Source organism: Actinomadura barringtoniae, from assembly GCF_017573505.1.
Taxonomy (GTDB): Bacteria; Actinomycetota; Actinomycetes; order Streptosporangiales; family Streptosporangiaceae; genus Spirillospora; species Spirillospora barringtoniae.
The window spans coordinates 1-18,182 of sequence record NZ_JAGEOJ010000014.1; the positions used below are offsets into that span (position 1 = coordinate 1).

General features: G+C 69.0%; 3 protein-coding genes. All 3 read left to right on the forward strand.

What is annotated here, in order from left to right; genetic code table 11:
* Nucleotides 1-1,587: 1,587 nt before the first annotated feature.
* Nucleotides 1,588-2,541 carry a DUF2804 domain-containing protein gene (locus tag J4573_RS31570; RefSeq protein ID WP_208259580.1) on the forward strand — a complete coding sequence of 318 codons (954 nt, stop codon included), beginning with the start codon at nt 1,588-1,590 and terminating at the stop codon, nt 2,539-2,541.
* A gap of 322 nt (nt 2,542-2,863) precedes the next feature.
* Nucleotides 2,864-16,096 carry a Tc toxin subunit A-related protein gene (locus tag J4573_RS31575; protein WP_208259581.1) on the forward strand — a complete coding sequence of 4,411 codons (13,233 nt, stop codon included), beginning with the start codon at nt 2,864-2,866 and terminating at the stop codon, nt 16,094-16,096.
* A gap of 27 nt (nt 16,097-16,123) precedes the next feature.
* Nucleotides 16,124-18,178 carry a T3SS effector HopA1 family protein gene (locus J4573_RS31580; RefSeq protein WP_208259582.1) on the forward strand — a complete coding sequence of 685 codons (2,055 nt, stop codon included), beginning with the start codon at nt 16,124-16,126 and terminating at the stop codon, nt 18,176-18,178.
* Nucleotides 18,179-18,182 lie beyond the last annotated feature (4 nt).

Below are 18,182 nucleotides of genomic sequence, written 5' to 3' on the forward strand. Positions count from 1 at the left end.
GTCCCGCAGTCGGGCATCAGCCGCAGCGGAAGGTGACGCTGCCGCTTCCCGCGCGGGGGCGCGCCCGCGCCTGGGGCTTCACCCCCAACATGGCGCTGACCACGCGCCCGGACAGCCGCCCTTGCCATGCCACCGGACGCCTCTTTCGTCGCTGAGTCCTCTGGCCTTCAGCGGCTCGAAGTCGGGCCACAGACCTAATGGAGGGGTGACCGCTGCCGCATCCCGCTCAGAGCGCGGCAGGGCTCGAGCCCAGCCCAGTGATCGCCTGAAGCCGATCACCAGCCCAGCAGAAGCGGTAACCGTCGGCGCCGTCCGCGCGAAGCGCGCCGAGGTCTGAGACTCCAACGACGCGCACCCCGCAGTCGAACGACGACCTCAGCCATTCGCCCAACCTTCTTCGTCGCTGAGCTTTCCGGCCTTAGCCATCACAGGCCCGCAGCCGGGCAGCAACCGCAGCGGAAGGGGTGACCGCTGCCGCTTTCCGCGCGAAGCGCGCCAAGGCTCGGGGCCCAGCCATGCACGAACCCGCCTTTGAAGGACAGCCTCAGCCAGCCACCCACCCAACCTTCCTCCTCGCCGAGTTTTCGGCCTTCAGCTACCACTGACCGGTAGTCAGGCGGCGACTGTAACGGAAGGGGTGACCGTTGCCGCTGTTCGCGCGGAGCGCCAAGGTCTGAGACCCCCGCCGGGCGCAACCCGCACCCGAACAGCAACCCCCGGCCCCGCGCCCGCCCCGCCGCCTCCGAACAGCAACCCGAGCCATTCGCTCACCTTCTTCGTCGCCGAGTTTTTCGGCCTTTAGCCATCGCTGACCTGCAGTCGGGCAGCGACCGCAACGGAAGGGGTGACCGTTGCCGGCACCCGCGCGAAGCGCGCTCTGGTCTGAGCCTCAGCCATGCGCCAGCCCGCGCTCGAGCGACGACCCCAGCTATCTGCCCACCTTCTTCGTCGCTGAGCTTTTCGGCCTTTAGCCATCGCCTACCCGGAGTCGGGCAGCAGCCTGAGCGGAAGGGGTGACCGCTGCCGCATCCCGCGCGAAGCGCGCTGCAAGTCTGAACCTCAGCCACGTGCTTGCCCGCACTGGAGCAGCACAGCCCAGGCTCTCACCGGCGCTTTTCGTCGCTGAGTTCTTAGGCCTTCAGCCATCGCTCAATCCGCAGTCGGGCAACAGGCCCCGGCGGAAGGAGCGACCGGTGCCGCCACCTGCGCGAAGCGCGCCATGGTCTGAGACCTGGCCACGCGTGATCCGCGCCCGAACAGCACGCTCAACCCCTGCCCGCCCTTCATCGGTGCTGGACTTTCTGTCTTTAGACACCGCCAACCCGCACTCGGGCGCTGGCCAGGGGGAGGGGAGACCGTTACCGCACTCCGCGCGAAGCGTGCCTAAGAAAGAACCCGCCTCGCGCCTGCCCGCACACGAACAGCAGCCCGAGTTGCTCGCTCTTCCTTCACTGTCGCTGCGGTTCGGCCTTTCAGCCATCACTGGACCGCAGCTGGCTGGCCAAGCGGCGGACGGGCGGGCGATGGGCGTGGGGACGGGCGGGTGATGGGCGTGGGGACGGGCGGGGGTGGTGGGAGACTCGCGGGGTGGAACAGGAGATCACTGAGGGCGTTGAGCTTTGTCTGGCTGATGGGCGGCTTAATCCGGGGGCGGTGGGCTGGACTCGGCGGCCGTTGCATCGGGCTAATTTGCGGGGGTGGGGGCGGGTTAAGCGGTGGGAGTACTGGGGGATCGTCACGCCTACGCACATTGTGGGGCTGGTGGCTTCGTCGCTGGATTATGCGGGGGTTTATGGGGTGTACGTGCTGGACCGGGAGTCCGGCGTAGAGACGAGCAAGGATGTTGCCGTGCCGTTTGCACGGGGGGTGGTGATGCCGGATCGGAGTGGGGTCGGGACGGCGGCGGTGCGGGGTGGGGGTGTGCGGATTGAGATTCGGAATGGGGACGGGGGTACGCGGATTCGGGCGGTGGCGCCTGGGGTGATGGTGGACGTGGAGGTGGCTTTGCCGGAGGGGCATGAGTCGCTGGGAGTGGTGGTTCCGTGGGGAACGAAGAGGTTTCAATACACGGTTAAGGACTTGGGCCGGCCGGTGACGGGGCGGTTGAAGGTGCATGGGCGGGAGTTCGTGGTCGAGGACGCGTTCGCGGTGCTGGATCACGGGCGGGGGAAATGGCCGTACTCGGTCAGGTGGAATTGGGCCGCGGGGAGCGAACCTGGTGGGGGACGGGCGATTCAGCTGGGTGGGCAGTGGACCGACGGCACGGGCATGACGGAGAACGGGCTGTTCGTGGACGGGCGGCTGCACAAGATCCATGACGAGCTGACGTGGGAGCAGCCGTGGCGGATCAGCGGGGCTCGGGTGGAGGTCGAGTTCAGGCCGTTCCATGTGCGGCGGGCGCGGACGGAACTGGGGCTGGTCGGCAATCGGACCGAACAGTGTTTCGGCCATTTCATCGGACGGGCCCAAACGGATGAGGGCGCCTGGATTGATCTCGATGGGCTGACGGGTTGGGCCGAAGAGGTGCACAACCGCTGGTGATCCCCTATGGCCGTTAAAGGGGTGTGGTGGGTGGTGAACCAGAGGTGGGGTGCGACGCTCGTCTGTATCGGAGTACAGGGAACCGGAAGAAGGCCTGATCCGGCCGGGTGGCGCCGAATCCTCGAGGGGTGAGGGGCATGGTCAGGGGGGATAGGGTTGGGTTTGCGCTGACCTAAATGGCGGGGGATTTGGCGCCGATGATCTGTGGGGGCGGGTTTCGGCGGACGCAATTTGTGAACGGAATTCATTTCGGCTGTCGGCCGGTTCCGGTTGTACGAGCGCCAGGTAACGATGAGGCACCTTTGAGTGCTTGGAGGCCCTGGTGCTGCGAGACGAGTCTTCCCCTGCCTACGCGGAGCTCTTCGGTGAACTGGACTTCAGGGGGGACGACGACGCACGCTCGGTGTACTCGCCGGCCGCCTACTTCGTGGACCTGCTGGCGCTGCTGGAGGGCACGTTCGACCGGCCGGAACTGCTGGAGCGGCGACCAGGGCTGAAGAAGGTGCTGCTCGACCACGACAACACCTACGTCGAGACGCCGTACCTCGACATCGTCAACGAGGTGCTCGAGGCGATCGTCGGGGCGACGTCGCCGCCGTACCAGGTGCTAAGGACGCGGACGCATCCGCTCGGCCTCCCGTTCTCGCTGCAGAACGCGCGTCTCCAGCAGTACCTCGACCTGCTGCAGGTCACGCCCGAGGAGCTCTACCGGCTGTTCGCCGCGACGGTGGACCACGATCTGCTGGCGCGCGAGTACCTGCGGATGTCCTGGGACGACGTCAAGGTCGTCACGAGTGCCGTGACGAGCGCCAAGGATCTGGCGGCGGCGTACGGCGCGGGCTCGCTGGACGAGCTGGAGGGGACCGAGCGGCTGGCGGAGGCGCTGGGGCTGAACGGCGACGAGCTGCGCGAGCTGGTCACCGCCAGCCCGCCGGTGACGGTCTCGGCGGACGGGACGAAGCTCGCGTGGCCCACCGGGGTCAAGGCGGCGGACAAGATCACATGGTTCGATCGGGCGAACCGGCTGATCAGGCTGACGCGGATGACCGGGCTCAGCATCACCGATCTCGATCTGACGGTGGACACCTACTGCGGCGGCGGGATCGACAAGCCCGCCGTGCGGGCGCTGGCGGCGGTGGTGCGGCTGCGGCGCGAGCACGATCTGACGGTGACCGACGTCTGCCGGCTGGTCGTGCCGATCGAGGCCGACGAGGTGCAGGGGTGCGCGGGCGACATCCTCGCCGACCGCAACAAGGACTACCGGTTCCGGCTCGCCGGGCAGATCAACGTGGCGGAGAGCGAGATCGTCGCGATCGTGCGCAGGTACCGGGAGCGGTACGCGGACGCGGAGTTCAGCCCGTTCGACCGCGGTGACACGGGGCTGCCGGCGATCGGGCTGCTGCACCGGGCGGGGCAGCTGGCGAGCGCGCTCGGCATCATGGCGGACGAGCTGTTCGACGTGCTCGTGGCGCTGGAGAGCGACCCGTCGCAGCGCAGGTACACCACCTTCCCGGTGATCGGGGCGCCGCCGGACGGCGTCGCGGACTGCTTCAAGATCCTGGAGGGCGGGCAGCCCGCCGAGAGCCTATGGCTGGCACAGACGCTGTTCGCGGCCGTCGCCTGGATGCAGCGCGACGGGTTCAGCGGCGAGGACCTGACCTCGATTCTCGGCGGACGACCCGAAGCCACTGCCGACGACAGCCTCGACGCGCTCGCTCAGGGGGTTGAGGACGCGTTCGACGGCGTGGCGTTCGCGCCGGCCCTGCTGACCTCGGACCGGTTCGGTGAACGGGCCGCCAAGGTCGTGCACGACGTTCTCACCGCGTACAAGAACGGCGTGGTGTCGCCGGCCGACGACCGGCTGCTGCGGATCGAGGCGGACGTCGCCGCCGCGGCCGCCTACGACGGCGTCACCGACCTCGGCGTCGTGGTCCCGGAGGACTTCTACGGGCTGGGGCTCGGCGACCGGCTGCAGACGAAGATCTACGGCAATCTCGTACGGCTCGGGGTGCTCCAGGCCGACGGCCTGCTCGCCATCGACACGACCGACGACCTGCGGCTGGCGAACGACTTCAGCGGCCTGCAGGAGATCCTGTTCAAGATGATCGGCGCGGTCGTCAACGGCACCGCCGCGTTCTACCCGTCCGACCTCGCCGACCTCGGCCTCGCGCCGGACCTGCAGACCGAGCTGTACGACAACCTGGTCTTCAACGGCTACCTGGCCGAAGAGGGCGACCTCATCGACCCCGACTTCTTCCTGGAGCCGGACAACCAGGCGTTGTTCGAGGTCAACGCGCGCCTGGACGACGCCGCCGGGCCCGTGCAGGACCTGCTGGACGCGCGGCTCACGGCGTTCGACGAGAACACCGTGCCACTGGACACCGACATCTTCGCCGACCTGCGGTTCACCGACGCGCGGCTCGAGGCGCTCACGTCGAGCCTGATGTTCAACGGCTACCTGGACGACGAGGGCTACTTCACCGACATGGCCGCGTTCCTGGACCTGTCCGTGCAGGAGTTCTCGGTCGCGCTGGAGTTCTATCCGCAGCGTGCGGCGATCCTGGACGCGATCCAGAGCCAGATCGCCGCGTACCGGACCGAGCTCAGCACCCTCACCCTGGACGACTTCGCCGAGCTCGCCGACGAGGTCATGGCGGCGCGCGTGATGACCGCGCTGGACGGCGTCTACACCGACGGCGGCCGGGTCGCCGACGAGGAGCTGTTCGCCGACCCGGCCGGAACGGTCGAGCTCGGCCAGGGCTTCACCGACGTCGAGGAGGCGACGGTCTTCGCGCAGATCGGCGTGGTGCTGGAGGACGAGAAGCCCTACCGCCTCGACCCCGCGGCGATCATGGACCTCGGGTTCGATGAGGACGAGCGCGACGCGCTGCTCACGCTGCTGGTGGAGGCGGGCGACCTCACCGCAGGGCTGGCCGTCGCCGAGGACCGGCTGGCCTACTTCCGGAACGTCAACAACGCGCTCGCCTACGACCTGCCGGGCTTCGAGGACTTCACGCAGGACGTGTTCTTCCTGCTCCACGCGGTCGCGGGCGAGACGGCGGGCGCCGTCAACGAGATCGTCGGCCTGCTCGACCAGCGCGCCGAGGAGCAGCACCAGGCGCTGTACGGCGTGGCCGCCGACGTGTACGGCGTGCCCACCGCCACGGCCGCGGCGATCTGCGAGGCCATCACCGGCGGCGCCGAGGAAGCGCTGGACGTCCTCGTCGCGCCCGTACTGACGGACGACCTCACCGACCCGCACCTCAAGCTGTGCCACCGCCGGATCCGCCGCTTCGCGCTGCTGGCCGCCAAGCTCGGCCTGGACCCGGTCGAGACCGCCGCCGTCTTCGCCGACCAGGACCTGGTCGGCAAGTTCCCCGAGAACCTGGCCATGCCGCCCGGCATGCAGCGCTTCGACGCCCTGCTCGAAGGCTGGGACGACAAGGTCTACCTCTTCGCGGGCACGAGCTACTGGACCTACGACGCGCACAGCTATGCCCTGGCGAGCCGTACGCCCAAGCAGCTGAACGAGCTGTCGCCGCGTTTCGCCGGCCTGACCGAGATCGACGCCGCGTTCACCCTGCCGTCCGGCGTCGAGTGGATCATCGGGCACGGGTCGGACGGCGTCTCGCGCGCGTTCACCCGCGACCACGGCGCGACCCGCTGGGCGCCCAAGGAGCAGATCTGGGGCCAGGTGCGCAACGCCTTCACCGACCCGGCACGGATCGACGGCGCCTTCGCCGACTCCGACGGGCGCACGTTCCTGTTCGCCGGGGACCAGTACGTCCGCTACTCGGCGTCCGGCCAGACGCCGCCCGACTACAGCGAGGTGGACGAGGGCTACCCGCGCCCGATCTCCGAGTGGCGCGAACGCGAGGGCCTCGACCAGGCGCTCGCCGGCCCGACCGACGCGTTCCAGGCGCCCGACGGCACGATCTACGTGATCTCCGGTGACGCGGCGGGCTGGGGCCTGGTCCGCTCCGCCTTCGACGATCTGGAACGGCTCGACGCGGCCTACGCCTCGCCGTCCGCCGTGCACCTGTTCGCCGGCGGCCAGACCGTCCAGTACTCCGACAGCGTCGAGAACGCCGAGGTGCACGTGGACGAGGGCTACCCGCGCAAGATCGAGGACGTGCCGCCGCGGTTCGAGAGCGGCATCGACGCGGGCTTCACCGACGCGCAGGGCCGCCGCCACCTGTTCCGGAACGGCCGGACGATCACGCTGCCCGACGACGGCCTCATCGACGTCGCCACCGAATCCCGCTGGGGCATCCTCAGCGGCGTCCTCCCGTCCGGGAAGGTCGACTCGGCGCTCGCGGGCCTCGACGGCTCCACCTACCTGTTCAGCGGTACGACCTACCTGCGCTACTCGACCGACGACTACTCGGCCGTCGACCCCGGGTACCCGCAGTCGATCGCCAAGGACTGGGCGGGCCTCACCAGCGTGGACGCCTCGTTCGTCATGGACGGTGCCACCTACCTGTTCGGTGCGGGCGGCATGCTGTTCGAGCTGCCCGAGGAGCTGTACGACGACGTCACGGGAAGCACCAACGGCACCCTCACCCCGGCGCTGGTCAACCGGTTCGCCGAGCACGGCCTGACCCTCACGGGTCTCACGGGCAAGACTCCCGAGTGGACCCTGACCACGGTCGAGGGGATCACCGTCAAGGTCAGGGCCGAGGGCCTGCGCATGAAGGCCTACGGCGACGGTTCGCGCTTCTACGTCCGCTACTCGAGCAACGACTACCGCACGCCCGATCGCGGCTTCCCCAAGCCGCTGTCGGACAACTGGTGGAACATGCCCGCGGGCATGCAGCTCGGCCCGGTCGACGCGGTCTTCACCGCACGCGACGAGCACACCTACCTGTTCGCGGGCGGCACGTTCGTGCGCTTCGACGCGCGGCACCGCTGGTGGTCGGAGCCGATGTCGCTGGCCCAGCACTGGGACAGCATCCCGTTCGACGCGGTGGACGCCGCGTTCGTCGGCCATGACGGCGCGACCTACCTGTTCTACCGCGACCGGTTCGTCCGCTACTCGACGCGCGACTACACCGAGGTCGACGACGGGTTCCCCGAGAACGTCGCGGGCCACTGGGACAACGTCCGCAACGACATCCAGCGCACCGGGACCGTCGACGCCGCCCTGATCAGGGAGATCATCGAGAAGATCGACGGCGTCGACGTGCTGAACTCCTACACCTACCTGTTCTCAGGGGACCAGTACGTCCGCTACACCGGCGCGAACCACGCCCATGTCGATCCCGGCTACCCGCGCCTGATCGACGATCTCGACTCCGAGCCCGGCATGGCCGCGATCGACGACCTGGACCTGTTCGCGGACTCGGACGCTTCTGGCAACACCGCGCCTGAACGGATCGACGCGGCGTTCGCCGACCGGCGCACGGTCTACCTGTTCACGGGCGGCAGCATGCACGCCGTCTCCGCGAGCACCTACCGCAAGTACGACGACCTCGGGCTCGACCAGGTGAACTGCGCGTTCATCGAGGACGGCACCGTGGTCGTCGAGGGCGCCTACTTCGAGGGCGACAACGGCTGGACGAAGCGTTCCGCCCTCGAAGGCGGCATCGTGGGAGGCGCTGTGGCGGCGTCCGGCTTCCGCCCGCGCACGCTCCGCACCGTTCCCGAGAACTACCGCACCGACCTCGACTCGGTCCTGATGGGCGCCGACGGAAACGTCTACATCTTCAAGGGCGCGCAGTGCTTCAACACCCAGCTGAACCGCGCCTACCCGCTGGCCGAGGAGTGGGGCAGGCCGCGCAACACCGTCTACCAGGAGAACGCGGTGGACGCCGCGTTCGTCGGGCGTGACGGCAAGACCTACCTGTTCGCGGGGGACCAGTTCATCTCGTACACAGCACCGACCAGCACAGCACCGACCAGCACAGCACCGACCAGCACAGCACCGACCAGCGCCGGAACGCCCACGCTCGACACCACCATCGAGGGCGATCCGAAGCCGATCGCCGACAGCTGGGGCGGGCTCACCAGCGTCCGGCTCGCCTACGTCCAGGACGGCGTGACCTACCTGTTCGAGCGGCCCGACGAGACCGGCACGATGCGCTACGTCGCCTACTCGGGCGCCGACTACACCACACCCGACGAGGACTACCCGGCCATCACCGACGACGCGCACTTCGACGCCCCGGGCGGCTTCCCGTTCCCCGACGCGGTGCTGTTCGAGGGCCAGACGATGATCCTGCTCAGCGGGGAGGAGTGCGTCTCCTACAACCCGCCGACCGATCACTGGTCGATGGTCCGGCCGATCGAACGGCTCTGGCCGGGCTTCGGTGCGGGCCTGGACGACCCTGACCACCTCCACACGGCCTTTACCTCGCTCGACGGCGCCACCTACTTCTTCTACGGCGACACCTACGCGCGCTTCGCCGACCACGCGTTCGGTCCGCGCGAGGCCATCCGCGAGCGGTGGGGCCTGTCCAAGAACCCGTTCGTGACCGGCGACGCCGGCATCGACGCCGCGTTCGTGTGGATGGGGGAGCAGACCTACCTGTTCTCCGGCGACCACTACGTGCGCTACAGCGGCGACGACTACACGGCGATCGACCCGGGCTATCCGAAGAAGACGGCCGTCAACCTCCGCCAGGAGGACCCGTTCCGCAACCTGCCCGAGACGTTCGAGGACGCGCTGGACGGGCCGCCCGACGCGGTCATCGGCAACGACCGGACGATCCTCATCCTGATCGGCGGTTCCTGCCACGCGGTGTCGCCCGACGCGGCCACGACCTATCCGCTCACCGCCCTCGGCCGGGTCCGCAACACGATCCTGGCGGGCAACAAGATCGACGCGGCGCTGGTCGCAGACCGGAAGGTCCTCCTCTTCGCGGGGGACCAGTACGTCCGCTACTCGACGAGCGACTACTCCTACGTCGACGACGGCTACCCCAAGTCCCTGGACGACCTGCGGACCGACCTGGACGTCCCGTCGCCGCTGCCGCCGCCGTTCTACGACGGCATCGACGCGGCGTTCCGGGGCCCCGACCACAAGGCCTACCTGTTCAAGGACAAGCAGTACCTCACCGACTCGGGGGCGCAGCCGATCACCGCGCTCTGGGGCAAGGTCCGCAACGCGTTCACGGCCACACCCGGGCGCCTGGACGCCGCGCTGGTGTCGGCGGACGGCGACCTCTACGCCTTCGCCGGTGGCCAGTACGTCCGCTACTCCGCAGGAAGCAGTTCCTCAAGCAGCACAAGCGAGAACATGCCTGAGGGCGCGTTCGGGTACGTCGACCCCGGCTTCCCGCGCACGGTCGAGGACGACTGGGGCGACCTGCCGCAGGACTTCGAGGACGGCCCGGACGGCGCGTTCTCCTTCGAGGGCCGCACCTACCTCTCCAAGGGCGGCGAGTACGTCCGCTACTCCGGCGACGACCTCACCGAGGTGGACGAGACGTTCCCGCAGGACTTCCGGCACCGCTGGGCCGGGGTGTCCGACTACCGGATCAGCGACCTGCACACGATCGTCCGCTTCGTCGACCTCGTCCGTTCCAAGCCCGAGGGCCTCGCGGACCTGTTCGTCACCGGCACCGACGACCCGTACCAGTACCTGGGCGACACGTTCGGCTGGGACGTCGGCGAGATCCGCTGGGCGCGCCGCAACAGCGGCCTGATCACCGTGGGCACCGCCGAGGAGGAAGAGGTCGAGATCGAGTTCCTGCTCGCCCTCGTCGACCTTTTCGCGACCGTCCGGAAGTTCGGAACGGGCCCGTCGGAGATCTACGACGCCGTCTGGAGCAAGCTCTACCTGCCGCCGCCGACCCCACCCGGGCCGACCGACCTGCCCGACATCACCGCGCCGGCCGACGAGCTGTACGCACTCCTGGAGAGGAACAACAGCCCGGCCGACTGGGCGAAGATCAAGGTCCAGCTGCAGAACGACCTGAACGTGGCCAGGCGCGACGCGCTGCTCGCCGCGCTCATGCCGCACGACACCACCTCGCGGCAGCTGTTCGAGCAGTACCTGATCGACGTCGACATGGGCAAGGAGGGCACGACCTCGCGGGTGCGCGAGGCGATCGCCGCCACGCAGCTCTACATCCACCGCTACCTGCTCGACCTGGAGGACGTCCGGCTCCGCGACGGCGCCGACCCCGACGAGGTCAGGGCCCAGGTGAAGACCTGGTGGGCGTGGATGAAGAACTACCGGATCTGGGAGGCCAACCGGAAGGTCTTCCTCTACCCCGAGAACTACATCCGGCCGGAGCTGCGCCCGCAGAAGACCCCCGCGTTCAAGTCGCTGGAGGACGACCTCCTGCAGAACGAGATCACCCAGGACGCGGTCCAGGCGGCCTACAAGCGCTACCTCGACGAGTACACCGAGGTCTCGCGGCTGGCCATCGCGGGCGGCTACGTCTACACCGAGGACGGCGCGCCCGCCAACCACCGCAAGCTCGTGCTGTTCGGCCGTACGCGGACCGAGCCGCGCCGCTACTACTTCCGTTCCGCCGAGTTCCGTGACGGCGAGCGGCTGTCGGCCACCTGGGAGCCGTGGCAGAAGGTGGACGCCCAGATCGACGCCGAGCGCGTGGACCCCGTGCACGCGTTCGGCCGGGTGTTCGTGTTCTGGCCGGTCGTCCAGGTCGTGCCGCAGGCGGACCTGTCCACCACCTCGATCACGACCAAGGCGCAGGACGGCGGCCAGAAGGTCACCGCGCCGCCGCCGCAGTACCGGGTGCGGGTCATGTACTCCTTCCGCAACCTGAACGGGGAGTGGGTGGCCGCGCAGGAGCTCGCGAGCGGCCCGGCCCAGATCGGGCAGATCACCGACGTCGGCCTCTACGTGCAGGCGTCGCGGAACCTGCCCGGCGGGTCCGTGCACGACTCGATCGTCGTGCAGCTCGGCTACAAGGTCGGGCTGCCCGGCCTCGTCGGGGTCGACGTGCCGCCGGTCGCCTACACGCTCACGCCCGAGCTGTACACGCTGCCCGCGACGAGCGTCACCGTCCCGCCGGCCCGGTCCGCCGAGCTGAAGAGGATCTTCGACGAGCCCACCGAGACGCCCGTGGACCCGGCCGGCGTCGTGCGGTTCAACGCGCCCGCCGACAGCACCGACGGCCCGTGGCAGAGCATCGACCACAAGGGCGGCAGCTTCCTGTGCAGGCCCGCCGCCGGGCCGACGGCGACGCCGCCCCTGATCGACCTGCCGGGCAACCCCTACAACCTGCCCACCAACTGGAGCCGGATCGACGCGGCCTTCCAGCTGCCGGCCAGGAACGGCATCTCCACGACCTACTTCTTCGACAACAGCGTCGACAACGGTACCCAGGTCAAGGGCCCGACGTTCATCTCGGTCGGGTCGGACAAGGTCGCCAACCAGCAGCAGCGCAAGCCGACCGCCGAGACGTTCGGCATCATCGCCAACAACCTGACCAGGACCGGGGTCGTCGACGCCGCCCTCGTGCGCGGCGACCAGATCTTCCTGTTCTCCGGCGACGAGTACTACCTCTACTCCAAGAGCAGCTTCGGCGTCCTCGCCAAGGACTATCCGAAGAAGCTCGCGGGCAACCGCGACAACCTGCCGGGCTGGCCCAAGATCGACCTGGCGATCTCGCTGGCCCCGAACCTGGAGGTCTTCTACTCCAGGGACCAGAACGCCTACGCGATCAGCGGCACGCTCGGCACGCTACGGCAGATCACCGACTGGTCGGTGCCGACCGCCACGACCAAGATCGACGGGGTGGTGTTCCGCAGCGGCAAGGCGAACATCATCTTCGGCGGCAAGTACATCCGGCTCGGTACCGACGGCAAGCTCGACCCCAAGTCCGACGGCAAGCCCGACACCTGGCCGAAGAACGTGAGCGACAACCCCGACCTCCCGCAGAACGGCATCCTGGGCCCGTCCTTCCCCTTGGGGCAGAGCACCGTCGCGTTCAACAACACCGCCGGGACGTACACGATCGACAGTGGAACGCCGATTCAGAGCAGGCTGCTCGGCAGGAGCCAGAACGAGATCGTCTCGACCGGCATCGTCAACGCCGCCTACCTCGACGGCAACAGCCTGTTCCTGATCTCCTCGACCGAGTACGTCCGGTACACGCTGAACGCCGACAAGACGGTCCCCGACTTCATCGACGCCAACTACCCGAAGGCGCTCGGGCAGTCGCTGGACATGGTCTTCGCGCGCGAGGACGCCTTCTACGTCTTCAGCGGCAGCAACTACGGGACCCTGGAGAAGGGCAAGGAACCGGACACCAAGGTCGCGATGGAGTCCATCGGCGGCGACTGGCGCTGCCTGCCCGCCGGGTTCCCGACCGAACCGGGCGGCGCGCTCGACGGCACCGACACGCTGTTCATCTTCCAGGGCGCCAAGTACGTGGCCTACTCGAAGAGCGACGGGGTCCTGCAGCCCTACGAGTCCGCCGCGCGGCCGAACGAGATCATCCGGCTCACCTCCAGTACCGCCTCCGAGCTCAACCGGCGGCTGCTGGTCGGCGGCGTGGACGCGCTGCTCGACCCGTCCACCCAGGAGTGGGACGAGGTGCCCAAGTTCAGCGCGACCGTCACCGACGGGACCACGATCAAGGTCCGGCAGAGCGTGGCGAACGCGGGCGTGCCGGTCGGCTCGCACCTGGACTTCGACAGTTCCAACGGCCTCTACTACTGGGAGATCTTCTTCCACGCGCCGCTGCTGATCGCCCAGGCGCTGAACGACGCGCAGCGGTTCGACGACGCGCGCGGCTGGTACGAGTACGTCTTCGACCCGACCGAACGGCGGCAGTACTGGCGGTTCCTGCCGTTCCTGGCGGTGGACGTCGGCGCGCTCGTCACCGCCTGCCGCGCCGACCTCGCCGAGATCGGGAACGCCACGCTCACCACGCAGGTGAACCTGGTCCTGGCCGCGATCGAGCCGATGGCGCCCGCGTTCCTGCAGGCGCGGACGCTGACCAAGGCGGAGGAGACCACGCTCGCCGGGTACGCGGGCACCGGGCTGAAGGGCGTCAGGGACGCCGTCGCCGCGCTGCCCGCCACGCCGGCCAAGGTGCGGCTCGCGGAGCGGGTCGAGATGATCGGGCAGCTGCTGCGGCAGTACCGCCTGATGGGCGACCGCGACACCCAGCTGGACACCTACCTGAACGACCCGTTCGACCCGCACGCGATCGCCGCGCTGCGCCCGGCGGCGTACCGGCGCTCGACCGTCATGGCCTACATCGACAACCTGCTGGACTGGGGCGACATGCTCTTCCGGCAGTACACGATGGAGAGCATCGACGAGGCGCGGATGCTCTACATCACCGCCTACGACCTGCTCGGCGAGCGGCCCTACAACCTCGGCCCGCGCGCGCTCGCCCCGGCCGCCACCTACGACCAGCTCGAGGACGCGGTCCCGACCGACACCGATGGTGACGGCGACGTCGACTCTGCCGATACGCCCCCGACCGGCGGAACGGTCGTGGAGCACCTGACCGCCAGGGGCGCGCTGCTGGAGGGCGCGGGCGAGGTGCACGCCGGGGTCGCCAACCCCTACTTCTACGTGCCGGACAACACCGCGTTCCTGGAGTACTGGGACCGCGTCGAGGACCGCCTGCGCAAGATCAGGGCGTCGCTCGACATCATGGGCATCAGCCGTCCCGTGCCGCTGTTCGAGCCGCCCGCGGACGTGATGGCGCTGGTCGCCGGAGCGGCCAAGGGCGCGGCGATCGACCAGATCACCGCGGGTGCGGCGCTGCCCGTCCCGGCCTACAAGTTCGCGTTCCTGCAGCGCCGCGCGGCCGACCTCGCCGACCGGCTGAAGGGCCTGGCCGGCGACCTGCTCGGCGCGTTCGAACGCCGCGACGCCGAGCAGCTGTCGCTGCTGCAGAACCGCCAGGAGTCGGAGATCCTGACCATGACCCGGGATCTGCGGACCACCGCGCTGCAGATCGCCAGGGAGGAGCTGGGCCAGGCGCAGGCCGCGCTCGACGCGGCGAACGGCCGGGTCGCCTACTACCAGCAGCAGATCGCCAACGGGCTGTCCGCGCTGCAGGAGGCCCAGATCGCGATGATGTCGACCGCGATCGCGGCGCACTTCACCTCCGGCATCCTCAAGATCGGCGCGGCCGTCGCGTCGGCGGCGCCGCAGACCCACATCGGCCCGTTCATCCTCGGCATCTCCGAGGGCGGCGACGAGATCGGCGAGTCGCTGCGGACCGGCGCCGAGGTGTCGGAGTCGTTCGGCGAGGGGTTCGGCATGCTCGGCGAGCTGCTCGGCATCCGCGCCGACCAGCAGAGCCAGCAGCAGGACTGGCAGCTGCAGCTGGCCATGGCGCAGGGCGACGTCAAGCAGATCACCCACCAGGTACAGACCGCCGAGCTCCAGGTCGTCGTCGCGCAGCGGGAGCTGGACATCCTGGAACGGCAGATCAAGCAGGGCGCCGAGGTCACCGCGTTCCTCACCGGCAAGTTCGCCGGCGCCGAGCTGTACGGGTGGATGGTCGGGCGGCTGTCCGGCCTGTACTTCCAGACCTACGGGCTGGCGTACGGGACGGCACGGGCGGCCGAGCGCGCCTACCAGTTCGAGAGCGGCGACACCAGGTCGTTCATCCAGCCGACGTACTGGGACAGCAAGCGCAACGGCCTGATGGCCGCCGAGTCCCTGTCGCTGGACCTGGACCGGCTCGCGCAGGCCCAGTCCGACGGCGCCGTCCGCGACCTGGAGATCACCAAGCACGTCTCGCTGCTGGCGCTCGACCCGCTGGCGGCACTGGCGCTGCGCAACGACGGCAAGTGCGAGTTCGCGCTGCCCGAGGAGCTGTTCGACCGGGACTTCCCGGGCCACTTCAGGCGGCAGATCAGGACGGTCAGCGTCTCGTTCGACACCGCCGACGGGCCGGTCGGGGTGAACGCGACCCTGACCCAGCTCGACAGCAAGACCGTCATGGAGGCCGACGCCAAGGCCGTGAAGTACCTGCTCGACCCGAAGGGCGACATGCCGGCGTCGCTGCGCGGCGACTGGCGGTCCAGCCAGCAGATCGCGCTGTCGGACCTGGTGGACGGGCAGGACAACAACGGCCTGTTCGAACTGCGCTACGACGACGACCGGTTCGTGCCGTTCGAGGGAACGGGCGCGGTGTCGCGGTGGCGGCTGGAGGCACGCCGCGCGCCCCGCGACCTGGTGGACGTCACCATCACGGTGAAGTACACGGCCCAGCAGGGCGGCGACGCCTTCGCCACGGCGGTGAAGGGCATGCTCAAGCCGTACGCGACCGCCGCCTACTTCGACGTCGCGACCGAGTTCGCCGACGCGTGGAACGAGTTCCTCACCGGCGACTCCGCGGAGCTGTACCTGCCGATCACCGAGGACGAGCTGCCCGGCATCACCGGCCGCCAGATCACCGGGATCTACGCCCGCTACGACCTTCAGGACGCCTCTGCGCAGGCGCGGTTCCTGGTGAACGGGGACCAGCAGCTGGCACTGGAGAACGGCAAGCAGCTCCGCACGCCCGGCCTCACCGTCGGGGGCTGGATGCTCACGTTCGAGGGGGACAAGTCGGTGCTCGCCGACCTCGGACTGATCCTTTCCTACCGGGCCGCGGCCCAGTAACCCGGCGCCCAGAGACGGAGTCGAGCGATGAGCAACGGCACCAAGAAGAACAAGACCAAGACCAAGACCAAGAAGAAGCCGGCCCCGAAGCCGACCGCGACCAAGACGAAGACGACCAAGACGAAGACCACCCAGACGAAGACCACCCAGACGAAGACCGCGGGCAAGACCCCGACCAGCAGCGCCGTCAAGTCCACGACGACCGCGGCCAAGAAGCCCGTGGCGACGCGCGTGGCCGAGCGGGCGGACCGTCCCGGGGTCATCAAGGTCGGCCGGACGGGAGACCGCACCGGAGCCCGTACGGGCCGGGTGCCCGCGACCGCCACCTCGACCACGGCGACGCGCGCGCGGTCCGGCGCGCCGACAGGGGAGGTCCTCACGCGGCCGAGGGCGCAAGGCCAGGCGGAGCCGCCCCAGGCGTTCGAACGTGCCGCGCCGCGCGGGCCGCGGATGCCGCCCGAGGGACTGACCGACCAGGCCAAGACGTTCCTCGCCCGCCAGCGCGCCCTGAAGGCGCTGCGCGACTCGGCCAGGCAGCAGGCCCAGGCGATCCCGGTGCCGGACACCATCCCCGACACCGTGCCCGACATCGCGCCGCCGCCTCCACCGTCGCCGCCGGACGACACCACGGCCGAGCCGGTACGGCCCGTCCAGACGGTCGACACCATCGAGGACGTGGTGCCGCCGCCCCCGCCGCCGGAGACGATCGACACGATCGTGCCGCCACCTCCGCCGCCACTTCCCCCGCAGGAGGAGCTCGACCTGACCGGGGTCCGGCCGGTGCCGATCACGGGGGACGGGGTCAAGACCAAGCGGCAGCTGATGTCGGTGACGGCCTCGCGGACCGACGAGGTGCTCATCAAGCAGGGCCTGGACGCCAACAAGGCCGCGCTACAGAAGATCTACGACGCGTTCTACAAGGACGGCCGCAAGCAGAGCGGCGCCGAACGCCTCAACAACATCTACAACATGATGGGCGAGGGCACCGCCGAGTACGTCCAGACCAAGGTCACCGCCGAGCAGTTCGACAAGTTCATCAAGACGCGCAATGACGTGTTCATCAAGCCGCAGGGCGTCGAGACGCCGAGCCCGTTCAAGGACCGCGCCAAGTACGAGGAGTCGCTCACCGACGAACTGGAGGGCGACAGCCACTACTTCCACGTGAACAACTACAGCAAGAAGTTCCAGGACGCCCACAAGAAGGGCCGCTACGAAGGCCTGGGCAAGCTGGCCAGGCGCATCATCGTCAACGTCAAGACGCAGGAGGCGGGGCTGCGCGTCGCCGACAAGCTGTACGGCCTGATGGACGACGACCTGGTCTCGCCCAACATGCGCGAGTTCAAGATCTTCCTGTCCGACCAGGACCCGCCGCCGAAGGGCGTCAAGAACGACAAGCTGGTCGTCTACTACCAGCTGCCGCCGGGCACGACCGACGACACCGTCGACACGGTCGGCGACAAGATCGTGGCGACGATCGGCGACGCGGTCACCGACGACGACCTGGCCTCCGACCTGTCGCCGTTCTACGCCCGGGTCGGCAACGGCGTCGCCTACGCCGAGGAGCCCAAGTATTTCGTCGGCGAGCTCGACAACAGCTTCACCGAGACCCGCGCCCAGGTCATCTCGGACGTCATCAAGTCCAACGACGAGATCCCCGACCTGGCGACGTTCACCGCCAAGCTGTCCACCGCGCTGCGCGACAAGTTCATCGACCCCGACCAGCCGCACCGCCACCTGCCGGGCGCCAAGAGCCTGGAGCAGGTGCGCGCGGAGAAGGAGGCGGCGGTCAAGCCGCAGCTGGACGCCGGGACCAAGCTCCTTCGCCAGAAGTACCTGCCGCGCTACAACGAGGCGCTCAAGAAGCAGCAGGAGGTCAAGGACCGGGCCGAGGAGCGCCGGCAACGGCTGGCCGCGACCATGTCGGAGGCTCAGCTGAAGAACCCCGCGTTCCTGCGGCAGGAAGAAGTGATCAAGAAGCGGGAGGACTTCCTGATCAAGCAGTACCAGGACCAGATGGACGGCTACAACAGGGACTTCGGCAAGGACATCACGGCGCTGCGCCGCAAGCTCGGCCTCAAGTGACGGG

What these genes read in the sequence shown, in the direction of transcription:
- J4573_RS31580 (WP_208259582.1), top strand. Translation starts at nt 16,124, where the DNA reads ATGAGCAACGGCACCAAGAAGAACAAGACCAAGACCAAGACCAAGAAG.